This is a genomic window from Streptomyces sp. NPDC079141 (genome assembly GCF_040686775.1).
Classification (GTDB): Bacteria; Actinomycetota; Actinomycetes; order Streptomycetales; family Streptomycetaceae; genus Streptomyces.
On record NZ_JBFBLP010000020.1, the window covers coordinates 101,722 to 124,251 of the forward strand.

The 22,530-nt window shown below is 70.4% G+C and carries 22 protein-coding genes; 6 read left to right on the forward strand and 16 right to left on the reverse strand.

Translation table 11 applies throughout. The annotated features are described in order from the left end of the window. Nucleotides 1-5: 5 nt before the first annotated feature. From AB0Q90_RS36405 to AB0Q90_RS36420, 4 genes are read left to right on the forward strand one after another with little or no spacing between them, the layout of a single operon-like run. Nucleotides 6-1,481 carry an AlkA N-terminal domain-containing protein gene (locus AB0Q90_RS36405; protein ID WP_363158390.1) on the forward strand — a complete coding sequence of 492 codons (1,476 nt, stop codon included), beginning with the start codon at nt 6-8 and terminating at the stop codon, nt 1,479-1,481. Between the two features lie 9 nt (nt 1,482-1,490). Further along, on the forward strand, nt 1,491-2,045 hold the full coding sequence (locus tag AB0Q90_RS36410; RefSeq protein WP_363158389.1) for a methylated-DNA--[protein]-cysteine S-methyltransferase: 555 nt from the start codon (nt 1,491-1,493) through the stop codon (nt 2,043-2,045). Between the two features lie 42 nt (nt 2,046-2,087). After that, complete coding sequence (locus tag AB0Q90_RS36415) at nt 2,088-2,549, forward strand: DUF6325 family protein (RefSeq protein ID WP_363158388.1); 462 nt, start codon at nt 2,088-2,090, stop codon at nt 2,547-2,549. Between the two features lie 30 nt (nt 2,550-2,579). After that, nucleotides 2,580-2,873 carry an SHOCT domain-containing protein gene (locus AB0Q90_RS36420; RefSeq protein ID WP_363158387.1) on the forward strand — a complete coding sequence of 98 codons (294 nt, stop codon included), beginning with the start codon at nt 2,580-2,582 and terminating at the stop codon, nt 2,871-2,873. 12 nt (nt 2,874-2,885) lie between these two features. On the opposite strand, the gene AB0Q90_RS36425 is transcribed toward AB0Q90_RS36420, so the two are convergent. Genes AB0Q90_RS36425 through AB0Q90_RS36435 form a run of 3 tightly spaced genes read right to left on the reverse strand, consistent with a single transcriptional unit; the run spans nt 2,886 to nt 5,299 of the window. Then, complete coding sequence (locus AB0Q90_RS36425) at nt 2,886-3,626, reverse strand: Sir2 family NAD-dependent protein deacetylase (protein ID WP_363158386.1); 741 nt, start codon at nt 3,624-3,626, stop codon at nt 2,886-2,888. A gap of 50 nt (nt 3,627-3,676) precedes the next feature. Beyond that, nucleotides 3,677-4,168 (reverse strand): NUDIX hydrolase, encoded by a 492-nt coding sequence (locus AB0Q90_RS36430; protein WP_363158385.1) that lies wholly within the window; start codon nt 4,166-4,168, stop codon nt 3,677-3,679. Nucleotides 4,169-4,228: 60 nt separating this feature from the next. Further along, the gene (locus AB0Q90_RS36435; RefSeq protein WP_363158384.1) at nt 4,229-5,299 is read right to left on the reverse strand and encodes an ADP-ribosylglycohydrolase family protein; all 1,071 of its coding nucleotides are present in this window, start codon (nt 5,297-5,299) and stop codon (nt 4,229-4,231) included. A gap of 170 nt (nt 5,300-5,469) precedes the next feature. Here AB0Q90_RS36435 and AB0Q90_RS36440 point away from each other — a divergent pair, with 170 nt between their 5' ends. Next, the gene (locus tag AB0Q90_RS36440) at nt 5,470-6,588 is read left to right on the forward strand and encodes a glycerate kinase (protein WP_363158688.1); all 1,119 of its coding nucleotides are present in this window, start codon (nt 5,470-5,472) and stop codon (nt 6,586-6,588) included. 234 nt (nt 6,589-6,822) lie between these two features. Here the strand turns inward: AB0Q90_RS36440 and pssA are convergent, their stop codons facing one another. From pssA to AB0Q90_RS36485, 9 genes are all read right to left on the reverse strand, one after another. Further along, nucleotides 6,823-7,641: a CDP-diacylglycerol--serine O-phosphatidyltransferase gene (gene pssA, locus AB0Q90_RS36445; RefSeq protein WP_363158687.1), complete on the reverse strand. Its 819-nt coding sequence runs from the start codon at nt 7,639-7,641 to the stop codon at nt 6,823-6,825. Between the two features lie 22 nt (nt 7,642-7,663). Further along, the gene (locus AB0Q90_RS36450; RefSeq protein WP_363158383.1) at nt 7,664-8,320 is read right to left on the reverse strand and encodes a phosphatidylserine decarboxylase; all 657 of its coding nucleotides are present in this window, start codon (nt 8,318-8,320) and stop codon (nt 7,664-7,666) included. 170 nt (nt 8,321-8,490) lie between these two features. Then, on the reverse strand, nt 8,491-9,696 hold the full coding sequence (locus AB0Q90_RS36455; RefSeq protein WP_356925391.1) for an acyl-CoA dehydrogenase family protein: 1,206 nt from the start codon (nt 9,694-9,696) through the stop codon (nt 8,491-8,493). 2 nt (nt 9,697-9,698) lie between these two features. Beyond that, nucleotides 9,699-10,211 carry a MaoC family dehydratase gene (locus tag AB0Q90_RS36460; RefSeq protein ID WP_015656728.1) on the reverse strand — a complete coding sequence of 171 codons (513 nt, stop codon included), beginning with the start codon at nt 10,209-10,211 and terminating at the stop codon, nt 9,699-9,701. Nucleotides 10,212-10,215: 4 nt separating this feature from the next. Continuing rightward, complete coding sequence (locus AB0Q90_RS36465) at nt 10,216-11,181, reverse strand: CoA ester lyase (protein WP_007385825.1); 966 nt, start codon at nt 11,179-11,181, stop codon at nt 10,216-10,218. Next, nucleotides 11,178-13,205, reverse strand: coding sequence for a protein meaA (locus AB0Q90_RS36470; RefSeq protein ID WP_363158382.1), 2,028 nt, complete (start codon nt 13,203-13,205; stop codon nt 11,178-11,180). Before AB0Q90_RS36470 ends, AB0Q90_RS36465 begins: the two co-directional genes overlap by 4 nt. Nucleotides 13,206-13,215: 10 nt before the next feature. Further along, nucleotides 13,216-14,553, reverse strand: a complete 1,338-nt coding sequence (gene ccrA, locus AB0Q90_RS36475) for a crotonyl-CoA carboxylase/reductase (protein ID WP_363158686.1) — start codon at nt 14,551-14,553, stop codon at nt 13,216-13,218. A 418-nt stretch (nt 14,554-14,971) separates the two neighbouring features. Continuing rightward, entirely contained in the window at nt 14,972-15,781 is an 810-nt protein-coding gene (locus AB0Q90_RS36480) for a TetR family transcriptional regulator (protein WP_363158381.1), read from the reverse strand. 160 nt (nt 15,782-15,941) lie between these two features. Continuing rightward, nucleotides 15,942-17,747, reverse strand: coding sequence for a 3-hydroxyacyl-CoA dehydrogenase family protein (locus AB0Q90_RS36485; protein WP_363158380.1), 1,806 nt, complete (start codon nt 17,745-17,747; stop codon nt 15,942-15,944). A gap of 367 nt (nt 17,748-18,114) precedes the next feature. Between AB0Q90_RS36485 and AB0Q90_RS36490 the strand changes: the two genes are divergently transcribed. Continuing rightward, nucleotides 18,115-18,690, forward strand: a complete 576-nt coding sequence (locus AB0Q90_RS36490) for an adenylosuccinate lyase (RefSeq protein WP_363158379.1) — start codon at nt 18,115-18,117, stop codon at nt 18,688-18,690. A gap of 4 nt (nt 18,691-18,694) precedes the next feature. On the opposite strand, the gene AB0Q90_RS36495 is transcribed toward AB0Q90_RS36490, so the two are convergent. The 4 genes from AB0Q90_RS36495 to AB0Q90_RS36510 all read right to left on the reverse strand — a co-directional run bounded on the left by AB0Q90_RS36495 (nt 18,695) and on the right by AB0Q90_RS36510 (nt 22,395). Further along, the gene (locus AB0Q90_RS36495; RefSeq protein WP_363158685.1) at nt 18,695-19,198 is read right to left on the reverse strand and encodes a GNAT family N-acetyltransferase; all 504 of its coding nucleotides are present in this window, start codon (nt 19,196-19,198) and stop codon (nt 18,695-18,697) included. Between the two features lie 20 nt (nt 19,199-19,218). Beyond that, nucleotides 19,219-19,617 carry a RidA family protein gene (locus AB0Q90_RS36500; protein WP_363158378.1) on the reverse strand — a complete coding sequence of 133 codons (399 nt, stop codon included), beginning with the start codon at nt 19,615-19,617 and terminating at the stop codon, nt 19,219-19,221. Nucleotides 19,618-19,665: 48 nt separating this feature from the next. Then, the gene (locus tag AB0Q90_RS36505) at nt 19,666-21,222 is read right to left on the reverse strand and encodes an alpha/beta hydrolase (protein ID WP_363158377.1); all 1,557 of its coding nucleotides are present in this window, start codon (nt 21,220-21,222) and stop codon (nt 19,666-19,668) included. A gap of 135 nt (nt 21,223-21,357) precedes the next feature. After that, nucleotides 21,358-22,395, reverse strand: coding sequence for an Rv2578c family radical SAM protein (locus tag AB0Q90_RS36510; protein ID WP_363158376.1), 1,038 nt, complete (start codon nt 22,393-22,395; stop codon nt 21,358-21,360). Between the last annotated feature and the right edge of the window lie 135 nt (nt 22,396-22,530).

The window sequence follows — 22,530 nt, forward strand, 5'->3', positions numbered from 1 at the left end:
GACGCATGCAGAAGGGGATGCACACCGACACCGAGACGTGCCTGCGGGCCGTCCAGGCCAAGGACGCACGCTTCGACGGCTGGTTCTACACGGCCGTCCTGACGACCGGGATCTACTGCCGGCCCAGCTGCCCGGTGGTCGCGCCGAAGCCGGAGAACATGGTGTTCCACCCGAGCGCGGCCGCCTGTCAGCAGGCCGGCTTCCGGGCCTGCAAGCGCTGCAGGCCGGACGCCAGCCCCGGCTCCCCGGAGTGGAACCGGCGCGCCGATCTGGTGGCCCGTGCCATGCGCCTGATCGCCGACGGCGTCGTGGACCGCGAGGGCGTGCCCGGCCTCGCCGCCCGGCTCGGCTACAGCACCCGCCAGGTCGAACGCCAGCTGCTCGCCGAGCTCGGCGCGGGCCCGCTCGCCCTTGCCCGCGCCCAACGCGCCCAGACGGCACGGCTGTTGATCGAGACGACCGAGCTGCCCATGGCGGAGATCGCCTTCGCCGCCGGCTTCTCCTCCATCCGCACCTTCAACGACACCGTCCGCGAGGTCTTCGCCCTCGCACCGAGCGAACTACGGGCACGCGCACCCCGCCCGGGCCGGACTCCCGGAGCGCTCACCCTCCGCCTGCCGTTCCGCGCCCCCCTCAACCCCGACAACCTCTTCGGCCACCTCGCGGCGACCGCCGTACCGGGGGTGGAGGAGTGGCGGGACGGCGCCTACCGGCGCACCCTGCGCCTGCCGTACGGCCACGGCATCGTGGCCCTGACCCCGACACCCGACCACATCGCCTGCCGCCTCACCCTCAGCGACCTGCGCGACCTCCCCGTCGCCATCAGCCGCTGCCGCCGCATGCTCGACCTGGACGCCGACCCGGTCGCGATCGACGACCAGCTGCGCACGGACCCGCTGCTCGCACCCCTGGTCGACAAGGCCCCCGGCCGGCGCGTCCCGCGCACCGTCGACGAGGCCGAGTTCGCCGTACGGGCCGTGCTCGGCCAGCAGGTCTCCACGGCCGCCGCCCGCACCCACGCCGCCCGCCTGGTCACCGCGCACGGCGACCCGGTCGACGACCCCGAAGGCGGCCTCACCCATCTGTTCCCGGCCCCCGAGGCACTGGCGGCGGTGGACCCGGAATCCCTGGCGATGCCCCGCACCCGCCGCACGACCTTCACCACACTCGTGGGCCAACTGGCCGACGGAGCACTCCACTTGGGCGTGGACAGCGACTGGCAGGAGGCGCGGGCCCGCCTCCTCGCCCTCCCCGGATTCGGCCCCTGGACGGTCGACGTCATCGCGATGCGCGCCCTCGGCGACCCCGACGCCTTCCTGCCGACCGACCTCGGAATCCGGCGCGCGGCGGGCGAGTTGGGCCTGCCCTCCACCCCGGCCGCCCTCACCGCACGCGCGGCCGCCTGGCGCCCGTGGCGGGCGTACGCGGTCCAGTACCTGTGGGCGACCGACAGCCACCCGATCAACTTCCTCCCCGTGTAAGGACCTTCGATGCGCCGGCACACCGTCCTCGACAGCCCGTACGGCCCCCTCACCCTCGTCGCCGACGACGGCGTCCTGTGCGGCCTGTACATGACCGAGCAGCGCCACCGACCACCGCAGGAGACCTTCGGGGAGCGCGACGAGCGGCCCTTCGGCCCCGCCGCCGACGAACTGGAAGCCTATTTCGCGGGCGAGCTGAAGGAGTTCACCCTGGAACTGCGCCTGAACGGAACCCCGTTCCAACGCAGCGTCTGGGAACAGCTCCGCGCGATCCCCTACGGCGAGACCCGCACCTACGGCGACCTGGCCGACGCCCTCGGCAACCCCCGCGCCTCCCGCGCGGTCGGTCTCGCCAACGGCAAGAACCCGATCGGCATCATCGTCCCCTGCCACCGCGTCCTAGGCGCCGACGGCAGCCTCACCGGCTACGGCGGCGGCCTGGACCGCAAGCGCAGGCTGCTGGACTTCGAGCAGGGAACCGCGCCCCTTGAGGACACCCGGCCGGCGCCGCACGACATGCGGGCCGCACAGCCCGGTGATGGAATGAAAACGGTCCGGCGCTGACGCCGGCGCACCCCTGTGCCCGTCCGCTTCTGAGGAGTGACGATGAGTGACGATGTGGAAGACATGGGTCCCGTCGACTACCTGGTCGTCGAGTTCCCCGGAAACCGGATGACCGGCAAGGGACTTCCGCTCCTCGTCGACCTGGTCGACCGCGGCATCATCCGCGTCCTCGACCTGCTCTTCATCCGCAGGGACGAGGACGGCACGGTCTCCGCCCTGGAGCTGACCGACCTGGGCGACGAGGTGGACCTCTCCGTCTTCGAGGGAGCCTCGTCCGGCCTCATGGGCCAGGAGGACATGGACTCGGCGGCCGAGGTGCTCGCACCGGGCAACTCCGCGGCGCTCCTGGTCTACGAGAACGTGTGGGCAGCGCCCCTGGCCCGTGAGCTGAGGCGCGGTGGCGCCCAGATGGTGGCGAGCGGCCGCATTCCGGTGCAGGCCGTGCTGGCGGCCCTGGAAGCCGCGGAGGCCACACCGCCCGGAGCCGGCCCCGCTGCCGCCTGACCGACACACACCGGTGGGAGATGAGTGATCATGCCAGGACTGCTGCGCGGCATGGCGCGTACAGCCGTCGTCGCCGGCACCGCGACCGCGGTGTCGAACCGAGTGTCGCGGCGCCAGGCCGGCCGCTGGGCCCAGCAGAGCAGCGCCCAGCAGCAGGCCTATGCGCAGCCGCCCGCCGCACCTGCTGCGCCGGAACCGGCGGCGGCTCCGGCGGACGACATGACGAGCAGAATCGATCAGCTCAAGGAGCTCGGTGAGCTGAAGGCACAAGGAGTGCTGACCGAGGAGGAGTTCGAGGCGCAGAAGCGCCGCGTCCTCGGCTGAGCCCGGTGCACGCTACGGCGTGGCCCCGGCGCCGCTCAGCGTGCGCAGCAGCTGCGGGAGCGCGGTGCCGATGGGTTCCCGTACGACCTCGTCGGCGCGTTCGTCGTACGGCGTCGGCTCGGCGTTGACGATGATCAGCCGCGCCCCGTGGTCGGCGGCGACGCCCGCCAGACCGGCCGCGGGCTGCACCTGAAGACTGGTGCCGACCGCGATGAAGACCTGGCAGGCCTTGGTGATGGCGAGGGCATCGCCGAGGACGACCGGGTCGAGCCGCTCGCCGAACATGACGGTCGCCGACTTCAGGATCCCGCCGCACTCCAGGCACGCCGGGTCGTCCTCGCCGGCCTCGACCCGGGCGAGGGCGTCCGCCATGGGCCCGCGCGCATGGCACTTCGTGCACACCACGCCGTGCGCGCTGCCGTGGAGTTCGAGCACCTTGCGGGCGGGCATCCCGGCCAGCTGGTGCAGCCCGTCCACGTTCTGCGTGATCACCCTGACCGGCACCCCGGACCGCTCCAGCTCGGCAACCGCCCGGTGCGCGGCGTTCGGCTCGGCCTTCAGCGTGCGGTTCTGCCGCCGCATCTGCCACGAACGGCGCCGGATCTCCGGATCGCCCATGTAGTACTCGTACGTCACCAGCTTCTCGGCCTCGGGATCACGCCGCCACAGGCCGTTCGGCCCGCGGTAGTCGGGGATCCCGGAGTCGGTGCTGATACCGGCGCCGCTGAGGAGGGCGACGAGGGGCTTGTTCATGTCACCGAGGGTAGGCGGGGCGCCGACCCTCGGCGAACGGATATTCGGGGTCAGCCGACCCGGTGGCCGTCCTCCAGCTCCGCCGTGCCGGTGCCCTCCGCGAGGGCGTCCAGCGCGGCCAGCACCCTACGGCCCAGGGCGCCCGGCAGGTGGTCGGTGAGCTCCTCGCGTGCGACCAGGCGCCAGGACAGCAGTTCCTCCTCCTGGAGCCGGATCGCCTTGAGGTCCTCCTCGCCGAGCACCCCGCCGTCGTAGAGGTACGCCACCAGCGGCGGCCGTGCCGTGCCCTGCACCCAGTCCACCGCGAGCAGTCGGCCCAGCTCCACGTCGAGGCCGATCTCCTCGGCCGTCTCACGGCGCGCGCCCTGCCGCGGGGTCTCGCCGTCGTCGGACTCGACGGTGCCGCCCGGAAGCGCCCAGCCGTCACGGTAGTTGGGCTCGACGAGCAGCACCCGGCCCTCGGCGTCCCGGAAAAGGGCGGCGGCACCGGCGAGGATGCGGGGGAGACCGGCGATGTACGTGGCGAAGTCCTGGGTGGTCATCCAGGAAGGGTAACGAGCCGCCGGGCGCGGCAACGACGACCGCGCGATCGGAGCCGGCCGTCACTCGCTGCCGACCAGCCTCACCGTCCGCTCCGCCAGCTCGCTGATCCGCACCCCGTCGAATCCGAACACCGCACTGCGCACCGTGTCCTCCAAAGGGTCACGCCACTGCGCCGGAATCGCCTCCGCCCCGGTGAGCACCCCGGCCACCGATCCCGCGGTGGCCCCGTTGGAGTCGGTGTCCAGCCCGCCCCGCACCGTCAGCGTGATGGTGCGGGTGAAGTCGCCGTCGCCGTACAGGAGCCCGGCGGTGAGCACGGCGGCGTTCGGGACGGTGTGGATCCAGCCGAGGCCCGCGGTCTCCTCGGCCACCGTGGTGAGGGTGTCCTCCCAGGTCATCCGGGTGTCGTGGAGCGAGATGACCCGGCGGACGGTGCGGGCGAGACGGCTGCTCGCCGGGATCACCGCCAGCGCCTGGTCCAGGGCGGGCCGTACGCCGGAGGCGGTGAACGCGGCCGAGATCAGCGCCGCCGCCCACATCGCGCCGTACACGCCGTTGCCGGTGTGGGACAGCACCGCGTCCCGGCGGGCGAGCGCCGCGGCGTGGCGCGGGGCGCCCGGGCAGGTCCAGCCGTAGATGTCGGCCCGGATCAGCGCCCCGATCCACTCCTGGTACGGGTTGTCGTAGGTGGCGGTCAGCGGCGGCTTGAGGCCGTTGGCGAGGTTGCGGTAGGCGGCCCGCTCGGCGGTGAAGGTCTGCAGATACGGCAGCCGCAGCAGCCACAGGTCGCCGACCTGCTCGGTGCTGAAGGCGAAGCCGTGGGTCTCCAGCAGGTCCAGGCCGAGGATCGCGTAGTCGACGTCGTCGTCGCGGCAGCTGCCGTGGATCCGGCCGCGTACGCACTGGCGCCACTCGGGGCGCAGCTCGAAGCCGTCGTCCTCGCTCGGGGGCTCGGGAAGGTAGTCCGTGAGGGGCAGGGCGGCGGCCTGCCGCAGGTATTGGTCGATGCGCTCCCGCGTCCACAGGTCGCCCTGCTCGACCGGCTTGCCCAGCATGTTGCCGGCGATCCGGCCCAGCCAGCCCCCGAGTACGCGGTCGGCGAGCTCTGGCTCAGTGCCGACAGGGGTCATAGCACCGGTCTACCCGATTCCGGGCGCCCGCACAGCGGGTCCTTCGGGACGGTCCAGGGGCTGGTCGGGGCATGACGGCGGGGGCGCCTTGAGGTTAAGGTCGCAGCGGCGCGACTGGCCTTGACATGCGTGAGGCCCGGAGAGCAAGGGGAACACAGGTGACACAGCGCGTGCTCATCGCCGCGGACAAGTTCAAGGGGTCGCTGACGGCCGTACAGGTCGCCGAGCGCGTCATGGCCGGACTGCGGCGGATCGTGCCCGACCTCGACGTCGAGGCCCTGCCCGTCGCGGACGGCGGCGACGGGACCGTGGACGCCGCGGTCGCGGCCGGGTTCGAGCGGCGCGAGGTACGGGTCGCCGGGCCCCTGGGCGACGAGGTGACGGCGGCGTTCGCGCTGCGCGGCGACACGGCCGTCGTGGAGATGGCGGAGGCCAGCGGTCTCCAGCGGCTCCCGGCCGGCGTCTTCGCGCCGCTCACGGCGTCAACGTACGGCTCCGGGGAGCTGCTGCGGGCCGCGCTCGACGCGGGCGCGCGGACGATCGTGTTCGGCGTCGGCGGCAGCGCCACGACGGACGGTGGCGCGGGGATGCTCGCCGCGCTGGGCGCGCGCTTCCTGGACGCGGACGGGGAGCCGGTGCCGCCGGGCGGCGGGGGACTGGCCGGCCTGGCCTCCGCGGACCTCTCGGACCTGGACCCGCGTCTCGCCTCCGTCGAACTGGTGCTCGCGAGCGACGTCGACAACCCGTTGACCGGCCCGAAGGGCGCACCCGCCGTCTACGGCCCGCAGAAGGGGGCCTCGCCGGACGACGTGGCGGCGCTGGACGCTGCGCTGGCGCACTTCGCGGAGGTGCTTGAGCGGGCCGTCGGGGGCCGGGCCGCGGAGTACGCGGCCTCGCCGGGCGCGGGTGCGGCGGGTGGCATCGGCTACGGTGCGCTGCTCGTCGGCGCGCGGTTCCGTCCCGGGATCGAGGTCATGCTCGATGTGCTCGGCTTCGCGCCGGCGCTGGAGCGGGCGGACCTGGTGATCACCGGGGAGGGCTCGCTGGACGAGCAGACCCTGCACGGGAAGGCTCCGGCGGGTGTCGCCGCGGCGGCTCGGGCGGCGGGCAAGGAGGTCGTGGCGGTTTGTGGCCGCCTGGCGCTGCCGCCGGAGGCCCTTGGCCGGGCGGGCATCCGGCGCGCGTACGCCCTCACGGACCTCGAATCGGACGTCTCGAAGTGCATCGCGGACGCGGGCCCGATCCTGGAGCGATCGGCGGCCCGCATCGCGGAGGACTTCCTGCGCTGAGGCAGGGCTTGTTTCGCCCCCGCCGCCCCTACCCATTCCCGCCCCCTGGGGGCTGCGCCCCCAGACCCCCGCTTCGGCCCTGAACGGGCCTCGTCCTCAAACGCCGGACGGGCTAACTTCAGCCCCTCCGGCGTTTGAGGAGCGGGGGTCCAGGGGGCAGAGCCCCCTGGACGGGGGCAAAAAAACGCAAGGCCCCGGACCCGTCACCAGATCCGGGGCCCACGTACGTACGCCCTACGGAAGCTGCGCCGCCCGCGCCTCGCGGCGGTTGTCGCGGAAGTTGTTCACCCGGCGAGCCGTGGCGAACAGGGGGATCACCGCGCCCATGACCAGCTGAAGCGCGCAGCCGGTCTGCAGCAGCAGCTGGCCGCTCGGGGCGTCGAACGCCCAGGCCGCCAGCAGCCCCATCGACAGCACGATCCACGAGAGCATCGCGACCGCCAGCCGGCCCCGCGGCTTCGGGTACTCGACCCGGCTCACCATCAGCCACGCCGTCCCCAGGATCGCCAGCAGCGTCGCCACGAACGGCAGCTCCAGCAGCACGATCGAGACCACCGTCAGCGCCCCGAACGGCGACGGCATGCCCTGGAAGGTGCCGTCCTTCACCGTCACGCACGAGAACCGCGCCAGACGGAGGACCACAGCCAGCAGCACCACGATCGCCCCGACCGCAGCCACTCTCTGGTGCGCGTCGTCCGCGACCATGCCGTACACCAGCACGAAGTACGCCGGCGCCAGCCCGAAGCTGATCAGGTCCGAGAGGTTGTCCAGCTCCGCGCCCATCGGCGAGGAGCGCAGCTTGCGCGCCACCAGGCCGTCGAAGAGGTCGAAGACGGCCGCGCACAGCATGAGGATCACGGCGGTCGCCGCGCTGTGGCGGGCCATGCCCGTCTCCTGGCTGCCCGTGAGGTGCGGGATCAGGATCCCCGTGGTGGTGAAGTACACCGCCATGAAGCCGCACGTGGCGTTGCCGAGGGTGAGGGTGTCCGCTATTGAGAGGCGGAGAGAAAGAGGCATCTCCTCCTCGTCGTCCACCTCATCGGCCTCGGGCACCCAGCCCGCCTGCGTCTCCGGATCAATCACGGTCAATGCGAGTCACCCCAGCCACGGTCTTCTGCCCGACCTCGACCGCGACCTCCACGCCCTCGGGCAGGTAGATGTCGACGCGCGAACCGAAGCGGATCAGACCGATGCGGTCGCCCTGCTCGACCTTCGTCCCCTGCGGGATGTAAGGCACGATGCGACGAGCCACTGCGCCGGCGATCTGGATCATTTCGATGTCGCCGAGTTCGGTGTCGAAATGCCAGACTACGCGCTCGTTGTTCTCGCTCTCCTTGTTGAACGCCGGAACGAACCCACCCGGGATGTGCTCGACCGACGTCACCGTGCCGGAGAGGGGCGCACGGTTGACGTGGACGTTGAGCGGGCTCATGAAGATCGCGACGCGGGTGCGACCGTCCTTCCACGGCATGATGCTCTGCACCACACCGTCGGCCGGCGAGATGACCCGGCCCGGGGCGATCTCGCGCTCGGGGTCGCGGAAGAACCACAGCATGCCCGCCGCGAGCGCGGTGGCGGGCACGGCCACGGCCCTGGCGGCGCCGGAGCGGCGCGCCTTGGCCAGGCTGAGGGCTGCGGTGGCGACGGTCGGGAGAAGCCACGGCGATGCTCCGCGCGCGAGGCGTACGCCGACTCGGCTGTCGCGAGGTGCAGAGGTTTGGCTGTGGGGCATGGATGACCTTCGTAGCGGATGATGCCGCGCAGTAACGGGGGACGGCGGCTTTCCCGGGATCGTACCGGTCGCGGGCCACAACTGGGCAAGCCAGGAAGCCGAGTCGGCGGCTGAAGAGTGTTGACGGGGTGTGATCTTCTTCTCGAAGAAAACACCCCGAAACCAGACATCTAGCCCTGGAATCGATACTCTTCGAGCAACCTGCGCCCGATGATCATTTTCTGGATCTCGGCGGTACCTTCACCGATCAGCAGCATCGGGGCCTCACGGTAGAGGCGCTCGATCTCGTACTCCTTGGAGAAGCCGTAGCCGCCGTGGATCCGGAAGGCATCCTCCACGACCTCCTTGCAGTACTCGGAGGCGAGGTACTTCGCCATCCCAGCCTCAAGGTCGTTTCGTTCCCCGGAGTCCTTTTTGCGTGCCGCGTTCACCATCATCGCATGAGCGGCCTCGACCTTGGTAGCCATCTCCGCGAGCTTGAACTGGATCGCCTGGTGCTGGGCGATCGGCTTGCCGAAAGTGTGACGTTGCTGGGCGTACTGGACACCCAGTTCGAAAGCACGCTGAGCGACGCCGCAGCCACGCGCCGCGACGTTGACGCGCCCGACTTCCACGCCGTCCATCATTTGGTAAAAACCTCGGCCGGTGACCCCGCCGAGCACCCGATCCGCCGGAATGCGCAGGCCGTCCATGATGAGTTCGGTCGTGTCTACGCCCTTGTAGCCCATCTTGTCGATCTTGCCCGGGATCGTCAGACCGGGGCGCACCTCGCCGAAGCCCGGCTCCTTCTCCACGAGGAAGGTCGTCATCGACTTGTGGGGCGCCGTGCCCTCGGGGTGTCCTTCGTCACTTCGGACGAGAACGGCGACCAGAGAGGACGTTCCGCCGTTCGTCAGCCACATCTTCTGGCCGTTGAGGACGTACTCGTCGCCGTCCTTGACCGCCTTGGACGTGATGGCCGACACATCGGAGCCCAGGCCCGGCTCCGACATCGAGAAGGCGCCGCGGATGTCGCCGGCCGCCATGCGCGGCAGGAAGTGGTCCTTCTGCTCCTGCGTGCCGTGCTGCTTGAGCATGTACGCCACGATGAAGTGCGTGTTGATGATGCCGGACACCGACATCCAGCCGCGGGCGATCTCCTCGACGCACAGCGCGTACGTCAGGAGCGACTCGCCCAGACCGCCGTACTCCTCCGGGATCATCAGGCCGAACAGGCCCAACTCCTTGAGGCCGTCGACGATCTGCTGCGGGTACTCGTCGCGGTGCTCCAGCTCGGTCGCGACCGGGATGATCTCCTTGTCCACGAAGTCGCGGACGGTGGACAGGATCTCCTGCTGGATGTCGGTCAGACCGGCGGTCTGGGCGAGGCGCGCCATGGCTACTTCCCCTGTTCCTTGAGCTCGGGGCGGCCCGGCTGCTCGCCGCCGCGCTCCTTGATGTACGTCTCGGTCGGCACCATCACCTTGCGGCGGAACACACAGACCAGGGTGCCGTCCTGCTTGTAGCCCTTGGTCTCGACGTAGACGATGCCGCGGTCGTTCTTCGACTTCGAGGGCGTCTTGTCGAGGACCGTCGTCTCGCCGTAGATCGTGTCACCGTGGAAGGTCGGTGCCACGTGCCGCAGCGACTCGATCTCCAGGTTGGCGATCGCCTTGCCCGACACGTCCGGCACGGACATGCCCAGCAGCAGCGAGTAGATGTAGTTCCCTACGACGACGTTCTTGCCGAAGTCCGTCGTGTTCTCCGCATAGTTGACGTCCATGTGGAGCGGGTGGTGGTTCATGGTGAGGAGACAGAAGAGGTGGTCGTCGTACTCCGTGACCGTCTTCCCGGGCCAGTGCTTGTAGACCGCCCCGACCTCGAACTCCTCGTAGGTGCGCCCGAACTGCATGGCCTTACGCCTCCGGAATCTCGAACTTGCTGGTGCGCTGCATGCCGGCGGCCCGGCCCTTGCCGGAGATGACCAGCGCCATCTTGCGGCTGGCCTCGTCGATCATCTCGTCGCCGAGCATCGCGGAGCCCTTCTTGCCGCCCGCCTCGGACGTGTAGTAGTCGTACGCGTCCAGGATCAGCTCGGCGTGGTCGTAGTCCTCCTGCGAGGGCGAGAAGATCTCGTTGGACGCCTCGACCTGGCCCGGGTGCAGTACCCACTTGCCGTCGAAACCGAGGGCCGCGGCGCGCTGGGCGACCTCGCGGTAGCCGTCGATGTTGCGGATCTGGAGGTAGGGGCCGTCGATCGCCTGGAGGTTGTTGGCGCGGGCGGCCATCAGGATCTTCATCAGGATGTAGTGGTAGGCGTCCGCCGGGTAGCCGGGCGGCTGCTCGCCGACGACCAGCGACTTCATGTTGATCGACGCCATGAAGTCGGCCGGGCCGAAGATGATCGTCTCGACGCGCTGGGAGGCCGTCGCGATCTCGTTGACGTTGTTCAGGCCCTGCGCGTTCTCGATCTGCGCCTCGATGCCGATCTTGCCGACCTCGAAGCCCATCGTCTTCTCGATCTGCGTCAGCAGCAGGTCCAGGGCGACGATCTGCTCGGCGGTCTGCACCTTCGGCAGCATGATGCAGTCGAGGTTCTGGCCGGCGCCCTCGACGACGGTCACGACATCGCGGTACGTCCACTCCGTCGTCCAGTCGTTGACGCGCACGACCCGCGTCTTGCCGGTCCAGTCGCCCTCGTTGAGGAACTTGACGATGGTGTGCCGCGCCTCGGGCTTGGCGAGCGGGGCGCAGGCGTCCTCAAGGTCCAGGAAGACCTGGTCGGCGGGGAGGCCCTGCGCCTTCTCCAGGAAGCGGGGGTTGCTTCCCGGCACCGCGAGGCAGGAGCGTCGCGGACGCAGACGGTTGACGGGCGTGGTCATGCGGGGACCTCCAGGGGGTCGAGCTTGTTCGCTTTGCGGATCTCGTCGACGATGCGGCCGATGATTCCGGTGATGTCGAAGTCCTTCGGGGTGAAGACCGCGGCGACTCCGGCGGCCCTGAGCTGCTCGGCGTCACCATTGGGGATGATGCCACCGGCGATCACCGGGATATCTGTGGCACCGGCCACACGGAGCCGTTCCAGCACGTCCGGCACCAGCTGGGCGTGCGAGCCGGACAGGATGGACAGGCCGACCGCGTGCACGTCCTCGGCGAGGGCCGCGTCCACGATCTGCTCCGGGGTGAGCCGGATGCCCTGGTAGACCACCTCGAACCCGGCGTCGCGGGCCCGCACGGCGATCTGCTCGGCGCCGTTGGAGTGCCCGTCCAGGCCCGGCTTGCCGACCAGGAAGCGCAGCTTGCCCACGCCCATGTCGCGGGCCGTCGCGTCCACCCTGCGGCGGACGTCGGCCATCGCCGTGCCCTCCTCGGCGGTCACCGCGACGGGCGCGGAGGAGACGCCGGTGGGGGCCCGGAACTCGCCGAAGACCTCGCGCAGGGCGCCCGCCCACTCGCCGGTCGTGACGCCGGCCCGGGCGCACTCCAGGGTGGCCTCCATGAGGTTCGCGGTGCCCTTCGCGGCCTCCTTCAGCTTCTCCAGCGCCTTGCAGGGGCGCGGGTGGTTGAAGGGCGGCTGGTAGCGCGTGTCGCGCCAGTCCTGCATGGCCGCGATCACCCGGGCCTCGACCGCCGGGTCGACCGTCTGGATGGCCGTGTCGAGATCGGCCGTCAGGGGGTTGGGCTCGGTCGTCTCGAAGATGTTGACGCCGACGATCTTCTCCTGGCCGGACTCGATACGAGCACGGCGCTCGGCGTGGGACGCCACGAGCTGAGACTTCAGGTAGCCGGACTCCACGGCGGCCATCGCGCCGCCCATCTCCTGGATCCGCTCGATCTCCGCGAGCGACTCCTCGATGAGCGCCTCGACCTTGGACTCGATCACCTTCGAGCCCTCGAAGATGTCCTCGTACTCCAGCAGGTCGCTCTCATGGGCGAGCACCTGCTGGATGCGCAGCGACCACTGCTGGTCCCAGGGGCGGGGCAGGCCCAGCGCCTCGTTCCAGGCGGGGAGCTGGACGGCACGCGCGCGTGCGTCCTTGGAGAGGGTGACGGCCAGCATCTCCAGCACGATCCGCTGGACGTTGTTCTCCGGCTGCGCCTCGGTCAGGCCGAGCGAGTTGACCTGGACGCCGTAGCGGAAGCGGCGCTGCTTGGGGTCCTGGATGCCGTAGCGCTCACGGGTGACCTTGTCCCAGATGCGGCCGAAGGCGCGCATCTTGCACATCTCCTCGACGAAGCGGACGCCCGCGTTCACGAAGAAGGAGATCCGGGCGACGACGTCACCCATGCGCTCCTCGGGCACCTGGCCGCTGTCGCGCACGGCGTCGAGGACCGCGATCGCGGTGGACATCGCGTACGCGATCTCCTGGACCGGCGTGGCGCCCGCCTCCTGCAGGTGGTAGCTGCAGATGTTGATCGGGTTCCACTTCGGGATGTGGGAGACCGTGTACGCGATCATGTCCGTCGTCAGACGGAGCGAGGGCCCGGGCGGGAACACGTGCGTGCCCCGGGACAGGTACTCCTTGACGATGTCGTTCTGGGTCGTGCCCTGGAGCTTGGTGATGTCCGCACCCTGCTCCTCCGCGACGACCTGGTAGAGCGCCAGCAGCCACATGGCGGTGGCGTTGATGGTCATCGAGGTGTTCATCTGCTCCAGGGGGATGTCCTGGAACAGCCGGCGCATGTCACCGAGGTGCGAGACGGGCACCCCGACCCGGCCGACCTCGCCGCGGGCGAGGACGTGGTCGGGGTCGTAGCCGGTCTGCGTCGGCAGGTCGAAGGCGACGGACAGACCCGTCTGACCCTTGGCCAGGTTGCGCCGGTACAGCTCGTTGGACGCCTCGGCGGTGGAGTGACCGGCGTAGGTCCGCATGAGCCACGGCCGGTCCTTCTGACGCTCAGTCATCTAGGGGACCTCAGATGTTCCGGAAGCGGTTGATGGCGTCGATGTGCTGGGCGCGCAGCTCCTCGTTGCGCACACCCAGGCCCTCCTCGGGGGCCAGGCACAGCACGCCGACCTTGCCCTGGTGGAGGTTGCGGTGCACGTCGTAGGCGGCCTGGCCGGTCTCCTCCAGGGAGTACACCTTCGACAGCGTCGGGTGGATCTTGCCCTTCGCGACCAGCCGGTTGGCCTCCCAGGCCTCGCGGTAGTTGGCGAAGTGCGAGCCGATGATCCGCTTCAGGGACATCCACAGGTAGCGGTTGTCGTACTCGTGGTTGTAGCCCGACGTCGAGGCGCAGGTGACGATGGTGCCGCCCTTGCGCGTGACGTAGACCGAGGCGCCGAAGGTCTCGCGGCCGGGGTGCTCGAAGACGATGTCGACGTCCTCGCCGCCGGTGAGCTCGCGGATGCGCTTGCCGAAGCGCTTCCACTCGCGCGGGTCCTGCTCGTGCTCGTTCTTCCAGAACTTGTAGTCCTCGGCGGTGCGGTCGATGATCGCCTCGGCGCCCATCGAACGGCAGATGTCCGCCTTCTGGTCGCTGGAGACGACACAGATCGGGTTGGCGCCGCCGGCCAGCGCGAACTGCGTGGCGTAGGAGCCGAGTCCGCCGCTGGCGCCCCAGATCAGGACGTTGTCGCCCTGCTTCATGCCGGCGCCGTTGCGGGAGACCAGCTGCCGGTACGCGGTGGAGTTGACCAGGCCCGGGGCGGCGGCCTCCTCCCAGCTGAGGTGGTCCGGCTTGGGCATCAGCTGGTTGGACTTGACCAGCGCGACCTCCGCGAGGCCGCCGAAGTTGGTCTCGAAGCCCCAGATGCGCTGCTCGGGGTCGAGCATGGTGTCGTTGTGGCCGTCGCTGGACTCCAGCTCGACCGACAGACAGTGCGCGACGACCTCGTCGCCGGGCCGCCAGGCGTTGACGCCCGGGCCGGTGCGCAGGACGACGCCCGCGAGGTCGGAGCCGATGATGTGGTACGGCAGGTCGTGGCGCCTGGTGAGCTCGCTGAGCTTGCCGTAGCGCTCCAGGAACCCGAAGGTCGGCAGCGGCTCGAAGATCGAGGTCCACACCGAGTTGTAGTTGACCGAGGAGGCCATGACGGCCACCAGAGCCTCGCCCGGGCCCAGTTCGGGCAGCGGCACCTCGTCCAGGTGCAGCGACTTGCGGGGGTCCTTGTCGCGGGTGGTGAGACCCGCGAACATCTCGGTCTCGTCCTTGTGCACGGTCATCGCGCGGTACGACTCGGGGAGCGGCAGGGCTGCGAAGTCGTCCGGCGTCGAGTCCGGCGACTGGATCGCGTCCAGGATGTCCTTCACGGTCACGGTGTTGCCTCCGGCGAATGGCGTCCTGAGGGAGGGACGCTGAGGGTTACGTCGGTGCTGCTGAGGGTTTTGTGGGTGCCGTCGGTTCGGCGGGTGATGCTTTCGGCAGCGCTTTGTGGCGCGGGAGGTTGCCTGTGACGCAGGCGCCCGGGCGCGCAGTCCGGAGAGGTCTGCGGGGACAGCCGGCGTACGAAAGGTCTCTGCACGCCGGCCGCCCGGACAACATCAACGTATGACACCGCGTGTCACCTGACAAGGCACTGAGTGCCAGAGATTGCTCTCAGGTGAAATCTTTACGTAACAAATGAGCGATGATCGATCGAACGGGGACTGAAAGGTGCCTGAAAACCTGCCCTGACATGCCAAAACGGCCACCCCGAGGGGTGGCCGTGCTCACAGTGGCGAAGGCGGCTCAGCGGTCCTTGAGTGCCTCCTCGATGGTCCGCATCACCTCGTCCAGCGGAGCATCGGTGCGGGCGACCGTCACCAGCACCTCGCCCTGCGTGGACACCGTCGCGGCGGCCGGCTTGGGCGTGCTGGTGCGGCCCGCGCCTATGCCCGTGCCGAACGTCTTGCGCACGATGGCGAAGGCGTGGTCCAGCTGGGACTCCACATCGCCCTGGCCGCCCGCCCGCAGCCAGCGACGCAGCACATGGTTGTGGGCGGTGACCACGGCGGACGCGGCGACCTCCGCCAGCAGCGGGTCGTCGTTGGCGTCGTCGTCGTGCGCGTGTTCGTCGAAGTGACCGAGGAGATAACGGGTGAAGAGGCGTTCGTAGCGGGCCACCGACGCGATCTCGGCCTCGCGGAGGGTGGGCACCTCGCGCGTGAGCTTGTAGCGGGCGACCGAGATCTCCGGGCGGGCCGCGTACATCCGCATGACTTCCTTGATGCCGCGGCACACCGTGTCGAGCGGGTGCTCGTGGGCGGGGGCGGCGTTGAGCACCGCCTCGGCGCGGATCAGGGTGTCGTCGTGGTCGGGGAAGATCGCCTCTTCCTTGGACCGGAAGTGGCGGAAGAAGGTGCGGCGGGCGACCCCGGCCTGGGCCGCGATCTCGTCGACGGTGGTCGCCTCGTACCCCTTGGTCGCGAACAGCTCCATCGCAGCGGCCGCCAGTTCTCGGCGCATCTTGAGCCGCTGGGCCGCCGCGCGACTGCCTGCGGCACTTTCCGGCGCGTCGGGCGTGGCTGGTGTACGTGAGGACTTGGCGGGCTGGGACATGACCCGAACGTACTGCATGTGCCCAGGTTGGCGCTCATGCCCGGGGTACCCCCCGCCCCGTGCGGGCAGGGGGCCTGCGGGTCCGGCGGGTGGGGGAGAGCCGGCGGGGTCGAGCAGTCCGCCCCAGTCCTCGCCGGCTCTGAACCAGTCGCCGGGCCGGTCAGCGGCGGGCATATTCGCGGAAGCCGCGGCCCGTCTTGCGGCCGAGGCAGCCCGCGGCCACCAGGTGCTCCAGGAGCGGGGCCGGCGCCAGGCCCGGGTCGCGGAACTCGCGGTGCAGGACCTTCTCGATGGCCAGCGAGACATCCAGGCCGACGACGTCCAGGAGCTCGAACGGGCCCATCGGGTAGCCGCCGCCCAGCTTCATCGCCGCGTCGATGTCGTCGAGCGAGGCGTAGTGCTCCTGCACCATCTTGATCGCGTTGTTGAGGTACGGGAACAGCAGCGCGTTCACGATGAACCCGGCCCGGTCACCGCAGTCGACCGCGTGCTTGCGGATCTTCCCGCAGACCTCGCGGACGGTCGCGTGGACGTCCTCGGCCGTCAGCACCGTACGGACGACCTCGACCAGCTTCATGGCCGGGGCCGGGTTGAAGAAGTGCATGCCGATCACGTCCTGCGGACGCGAGGTGGCGCGGGCACAGGCGACGACGGGCAGCGAGGAGGTCGTGGTGGCCAGCACCGCGCCCGGCTTGCAGACCTTGTCCAGCGCCGCGAACAGCTGCTGCTTGATCTCCAGGTCCTCGGCGACGGCCTCGACCGCCAGGTCGACCTCGGCGAAGGCGTCGTAGGAGCCCGCCGGAGTGATGAGGTCCAGGGTCTGCGCGGCGGCCTCGGCGGTCATCCGGCCCTTGTCGACGGAGCGCGCGAGCGACTTGCCGATCCTGGCCTTCGCCGCCTGCGCCTTCTCCTCGCTGCGGGCGGCGAGGACGACCTCGTAGCCCGCCTTGGCGAAGACCTCGGCGATGCCGGAGGCCATGGTGCCCGAGCCCGCGACACCGACGGAGCGGACGGGACGCCCGGGGACCGCCGGGCCACCGGAGAGCGGCGTCAGGGCGTCCGGCACGACCGTCGCGCTGCCCGGGGCCTCGTACGAGTAGAAGCCGCGCCCCGACTTACGGCCCGTCAGGCCCGCCTCGCTGAGCTGCTTGAGGATCGGGGCCGGGGCGTGCAGCCGGTCGCGGGACTCGGCGTACATGGCGTCCAGGACCGTGCGCGCGGTGTCGATGCCGATGAGGTCGAGCAGGGCGAGGGGGCCCATGGGCAGCCCGCAGCCGAGCCGCATGGCGGCGTCGATGTCCTCGCGGGAGGCGTACTTGGCCTCGTACATCGCGGCGGCCTGGTTGAGGTAGCCGAACAGCAGGCCGTCGGCGACGAATCCGGGCCGGTCGCCGACCGCGACGGGCTCCTTGCCGAGGTCGAGGGCGAGGTTGGTGACGGCGGTGACGGCCGCGGGCGCGGTCAGCACGGAGGAGACGACCTCGACCAGCCGCATCGCCGGGGCCGGGTTGAAGAAGTGCAGTCCGAGCACGCGCTCGGGGCGGGCCGAGTCGGCCGCGAGCCGGGTGACGGAGAGCGCGTTGGTGCCGGTGGCCAGGACGGTCTCCGGCCGCACGATCCCGTCCAGCTCACGGAAGATCTGGTGCTTGATCTCGTACGACTCCGGCGCCACCTCGATCACCAGGTCGGCGTCGGCCGCGGCGTGCAGGTCGGTGGAGATGCTCACGCGGGCGAGGAGGTCCGCGCGCTGCTCCTCGGTCAGCCGGCCGCGCTCCACGGCGCGGGCGGTCGAGGTCTCCAGGGCGGCGACGGCCTGGGCGGCCGCGGCCTCGCTGATGTCGATGCCGATGACCTCACGGCCGGCCTTGGCGAGGACTTCGGCGATGCCGGTGCCCATGGTGCCGAGGCCGACGACGGCGATCGTCTTGAGCGGGGACAGAGGGGTGTCGGACAGGGGAGTGGCCATCGCGGGACTCCTGGAATGAGGGTGACGACTGGGAATGCGCCCGGGTGCGCCGAAGGGCGCACCGGGTGCCTGAGAGATGCGGGTGTTGCCGGGCTGCGAGCGCACACGCCCGGTGCCGTGGTCACGGGCGTGCACACGCCCGCGAGCGGCGGTATCCGACCGGCCCTGTCCCAAGCCGGGTCGTACTGCGGTACCTGACGTACCGAACCGACTGCGCTTGCGGCGGCTGCGTCACCAGGCCTCCGCAAGGAGTTCCGCGAGTGGGTAACTCGCTCGAATGAGCTTAACCGGTGGGTAACGAGCGCGCCAGCCCTCGTGTTTGTGATGTACGTCCCGGGACGCCGACGGGCCGCCTAGGCTGCGTGTCATGGACGAAGAGTTGCGATCGCTCACGGAGCGCTTACGGCAGGAGTCGGGGGCGCCGAAGGCCTGCGACCGTCTGGCGGCGAGCGAGGACCTCGACGAGCTGGCCGGAGTGCTCACCGCCCCCGGACAGCCGCTGTGGGCCCGGGAGCTGGCCGCGTTCCGGCTCGGCCTCGCGGGCGACAACCGGGCCTTCGAATCCCTGGTCCTGCTGCTCAACCACCGTGACCCGCAGCGCTGCGCCTCCGCCGCGTACGCCCTGGCCCGGCTGGACGACCCGCGCACGGCCCGCGCTGCGGCGGCCCTCGCCACCAACGAACTGCGCGTCGCCTACGCCCTGCACCCCGTCCGGCTCCTGGTGGAACTGCGCGCGCCCGAGGCCGTACCCGCCCTGATCACCACCCTGGAACGGCGACTGCGCCCGCACGACCCCTACCGCCGGGTGGCGCTCGCCTGCGTCGAGGGGCTCGGCGCTCTCGGCGACACCCGCGCCCGCACCGTCCTGCGCGAGGCCCTCGCCCACCCGGCGCTGGCCGAGGCCGCGGTCCACGCGCTGGCGCGGATCCCGGGGCAGCGGTGAGCCGTCACCGGGCGGGCAGCTCCCGCGCGTACCGCACCTCGGGAACCGGAACCCCGTCCACCTCGAACGGCTCCTCGGCGCCGTCCGGACGGAAACCCGCCCGCTCGTAGAAGCGGCGGGCGCGGACGTTGCCCTTCAGGACCCACAGCAGCATGCGCCGGTGCCCGGCGGCCGTGCAGCGGCGTACCGACTCCTCCAGCAGGGCGCGGCCGGCGCCGTCGCCGTAGTGCCCGGGGTCGACGTAGATCGCGTAGAGCTCGGCGTCCTCGGTGCGGGTGTCGCCGTCGCGGTACGGCCCGTGGCAGGCCCAGCCGACGGTGGTGCCGGACCGCTCGGCGATCAGGTTCACCAATGTGCCGTCGCCCTGAGAGAAGCGGGTGCGGCGCCGCTCGGCGTCGTCGGCGACGCTGAGGGCGTCGAGGTACGGCTGCGGCATCAGCCCCCGGTACGCGGTCCGCCAGCCGCCGATGCGGATCTCGGCGACGCGGTCGCAGTCGGCGTACACCATGTCCCGTACGCGGATGTCCGTCACTCGGCCACCACCGCGAACGCCTCGATCTCCATCAGGAACTCGGGCCGGACCAGGGCCGCCACCTGCACCGCCGAAGCGGCCGGCAGGCGGTCGTCCGGTATGTGCTCGGCGCGGGCCGCGCGGATCGCGGGCAGGTGTGCCATGTCCGTGACGAAGAAGGTGAGTTTGACGACCTCGTCGAAGGTCGCTCCCGCGGCGGCCAGACAGCGCCGGAGGTTCTCGAAGACCTGGCGGGCCTGCGCCGCCGGATCGCCCTCGCCCACGAGCCTGCCGTCCTCGTCCAGGGCGAGCTGGCCGGAGACGGCGACGAAACGGCCGCTGCCCAGCACGACGTGGGAGTACTGGGCAGCGGGGGCGAGCCCGTCGGGGGCGGCGATCCTGGTCAGCTCACTCATGTGCCCATGGTGGACCATGAGTCCGACAGTCCGCCCCCGACTTTGTGCTCAGCCGCGGAAGCCGAGCAGGCCGTGCAGCGTGGAGCCCCGCGCGGCGGACGACGTCGTGGCCGGCGGCTTCGGGTCGGGCAGCGCGTCGCACACCGCGTCGACCTCGCCGCCGCTGCGCGGCACCGTGCCGTCGGTGAGATACGCCGCAAGGTGCTTGTCCAGGCAGCTGTTGCCGCTCAGTGTGACGCCGTGGTTCCCGCCGCCCTGCTCCACCACCAGGCTGGAGCCGTACAGCAGCTGATGCACCGTCACGGCGCCGTGGTACGGGGTGGCCGCGTCACCGGTCGCCTGGAACAGCAGCACCGGCGGCAGCTTGCCGTTGGCCACGTTCACCGGCTCCAGGGACTCGGTCGGCCAGAACGCGCACGGCGCGTTGTACCAGGCGTTGTTCCAGGTCATGAACGGCGCCTTCTCGTACACCGCCCAGTTGTCCTCGCGCCACTCGTCCCAGTCGCTCGGCCAGGCGGCGTCACGGCACTGCACCGACGTGTAGATGCTGTAGCCGTTGTCGCCGGCGGCGTCGACGGCGGCGAAGTTCTCGTACGCCTCGACCAGCGGGTCGGCGTCCTTGTCGTTCACGTACGCCGCGAACGCCTCGGCGAGATAGGGCCAGTAGCCGTTGTAGTAGCCGCCGGGCAGGAAGGTGTCCTCCAGCTCGGAGGCGCCCACCTTGCCGCCGGCCGGCGTCTTGGCCAGCGCGGCGCGCATCGCGTACCACTTGGCCTCGATCTTCGCCGGGTCGGTGCCCAGCTTGTAGGTGCCGTTGTACTTGGCGACCCAGGCCATGAACGCCAGATGACGGTCGTTGAAGGCGTAGTCCTGCGCGAGGTTGTCGTCGTACCAGACGCCGGTCGGGTCGACGACCGAGTCCAGGACCAGCCGCCGCACCCGCTCCGGGAAGAGCTTGGCGTAGACCGCGCCGAGATAGGTGCCGTACGAGTAACCGAAGTAATTGATCTGTTCGGCGCCGACCGCGTGACGGATCCGGTCCATGTCCTGCACGGCGCTGATCGTGTTGATGTAGGGCAGCAGATGCGCGTACTTCTCGCCGCAGGCCTTGGCGAAGGACTCGGCGCGGACCAGGTTGGCCTGCTCGATCTCCGGTGTGCTCGGCACGGAGTCGGGGCGCACCGGGTTGAAGTGGCCGGGCTTGCAGTCGAGGGCGGGCTTGCTCTTGCCGACGCCGCGCGGGTCGAAGCCGATGACGTCGTACTGCGCCGCGACCTCCTTGGGCAGCGTGGACGCGACGAATCCGGCCAGCGTCAGACCGCTGCCGCCGGGACCGCCGGGGTTGACCAGCAGCGGGCCCTGGTACTTCTTCGCGGTGTGCGGGACGCGGGAGAGGGCGAGGGTGATCTGCTGCCCGTGCGGGTTCGCATGGTCGAGCGGGACCTTGAGGGACGCGCACTGAAGCGTCGGATAGGTGGTGGTGCCGCAGCTCTTCCAGTTGAGCTTCGGAGTCGACTGCGGCGCGCTCGCCTCGGCGGGCACGGCCGTGAACGACCCGGCCACGACGACGGCGGCACCGCACAGCACGGCTGCGCGTTTTCTCATGGAGTCCTCCCAGGACGGAGGGTTTCGGACCGCGAAGGTCACGGTCCACGCCGCATCGTCCCGGAAAGTACGCCCGGAAGAACGTGTTCTGACAATACTTGACCCGATTGGGCCGTCCGATGCGCTCGAACGCTCTCAGATCAACGTGAGTTGGGTCGGTTCGGACATCACCGGCTGCGAGGGCTCGGGATTCCGGATCCGGCGCGGCATCCCCGCGCGCGTGGGGCCGATGCCGTACTCCTCGGCCAGTTCGTGGACCTGACGGGTGATCCGGCGCTGGTACCACTTCGGGGCGTAGGCGCTGTCGGCGTAGAGCCGCTCGTAGCGTCGTACCAGATACGGGTGGTGCTGTTCGAGCCAGGCCATGAACCACTCGCGGGCGCCGGGGCGCAGATGCAGTACGAGCGGGGTGACGGAGGTGGCGCCCGCGGCCGCGATCGCCCTGACGGTGGCCCGCAGTTGGGCCGGCTCGTCGCTCAGGAACGGGATCACCGGGGCCATCAGCACCCCGCACCCGATGCCGTGCTCGCCCAGCACCCGGACGACCTCCAGGCGGCGCTCGGGGGCGGGTGTGCCCGGCTCGACGGTGCGCCACAGCCCGGGGTCGAGGAAGCCGACCGAGACCGAGATGCCGACGTCCGTGACCTCGGCCGCCTGCTTCAGCAGCTCCAGGTCGCGCAGGATCAGGGTGCCCTTCGTCAGGATCGAGAAGGGGTTCGCGTGGTCGCGCAGGGCGCCGATGATGCCCGGCATGAGCCGGTAGCGGCCCTCCGCGCGCTGGTAGCAGTCGACGTTCGTGCCCATCGCGATGTGCTCGCCCAGCCAGCGGCGCGAGCCGAGCTGACGGCGCAGCAGCTCCGGGGCGTTCACCTTGACCACGATCTGGGAGTCGAAACCGAGCCCGGTGTCCAGGTCGAGATAGCTGTGCGTCTTGCGCGCGAAGCAGTACACGCACGCGTGCGAGCAGCCGCGATAGGGGTTGACCGTCCACTCGAACGGCATCCGGGAGGCGCCGGGCACCCGGTTGATGATCGAGCGGGCCCGGATCTCGTGGAAGGTGATCCCGCGGAACTCCGGCGTGTCGAAGGTGCGGGTGGTCACCGCGTCCGCGCCGAACAGTGTGGCATCGGCCCTGCTGTGGTCGGACTCCGGGGCGAGGTTCTCCCAGCGCATGACACCTCCTCGGTAGCACTGGCCCCAACAATAGAACATATGTTCCCTTGATCGTGCGACCTCGATTTGGGCGGCCGGGGAGCGGGGTGGTTGGCTTGCCCCAACCCCCGAGCAATGAGGTCCTGGAGGAAGTCA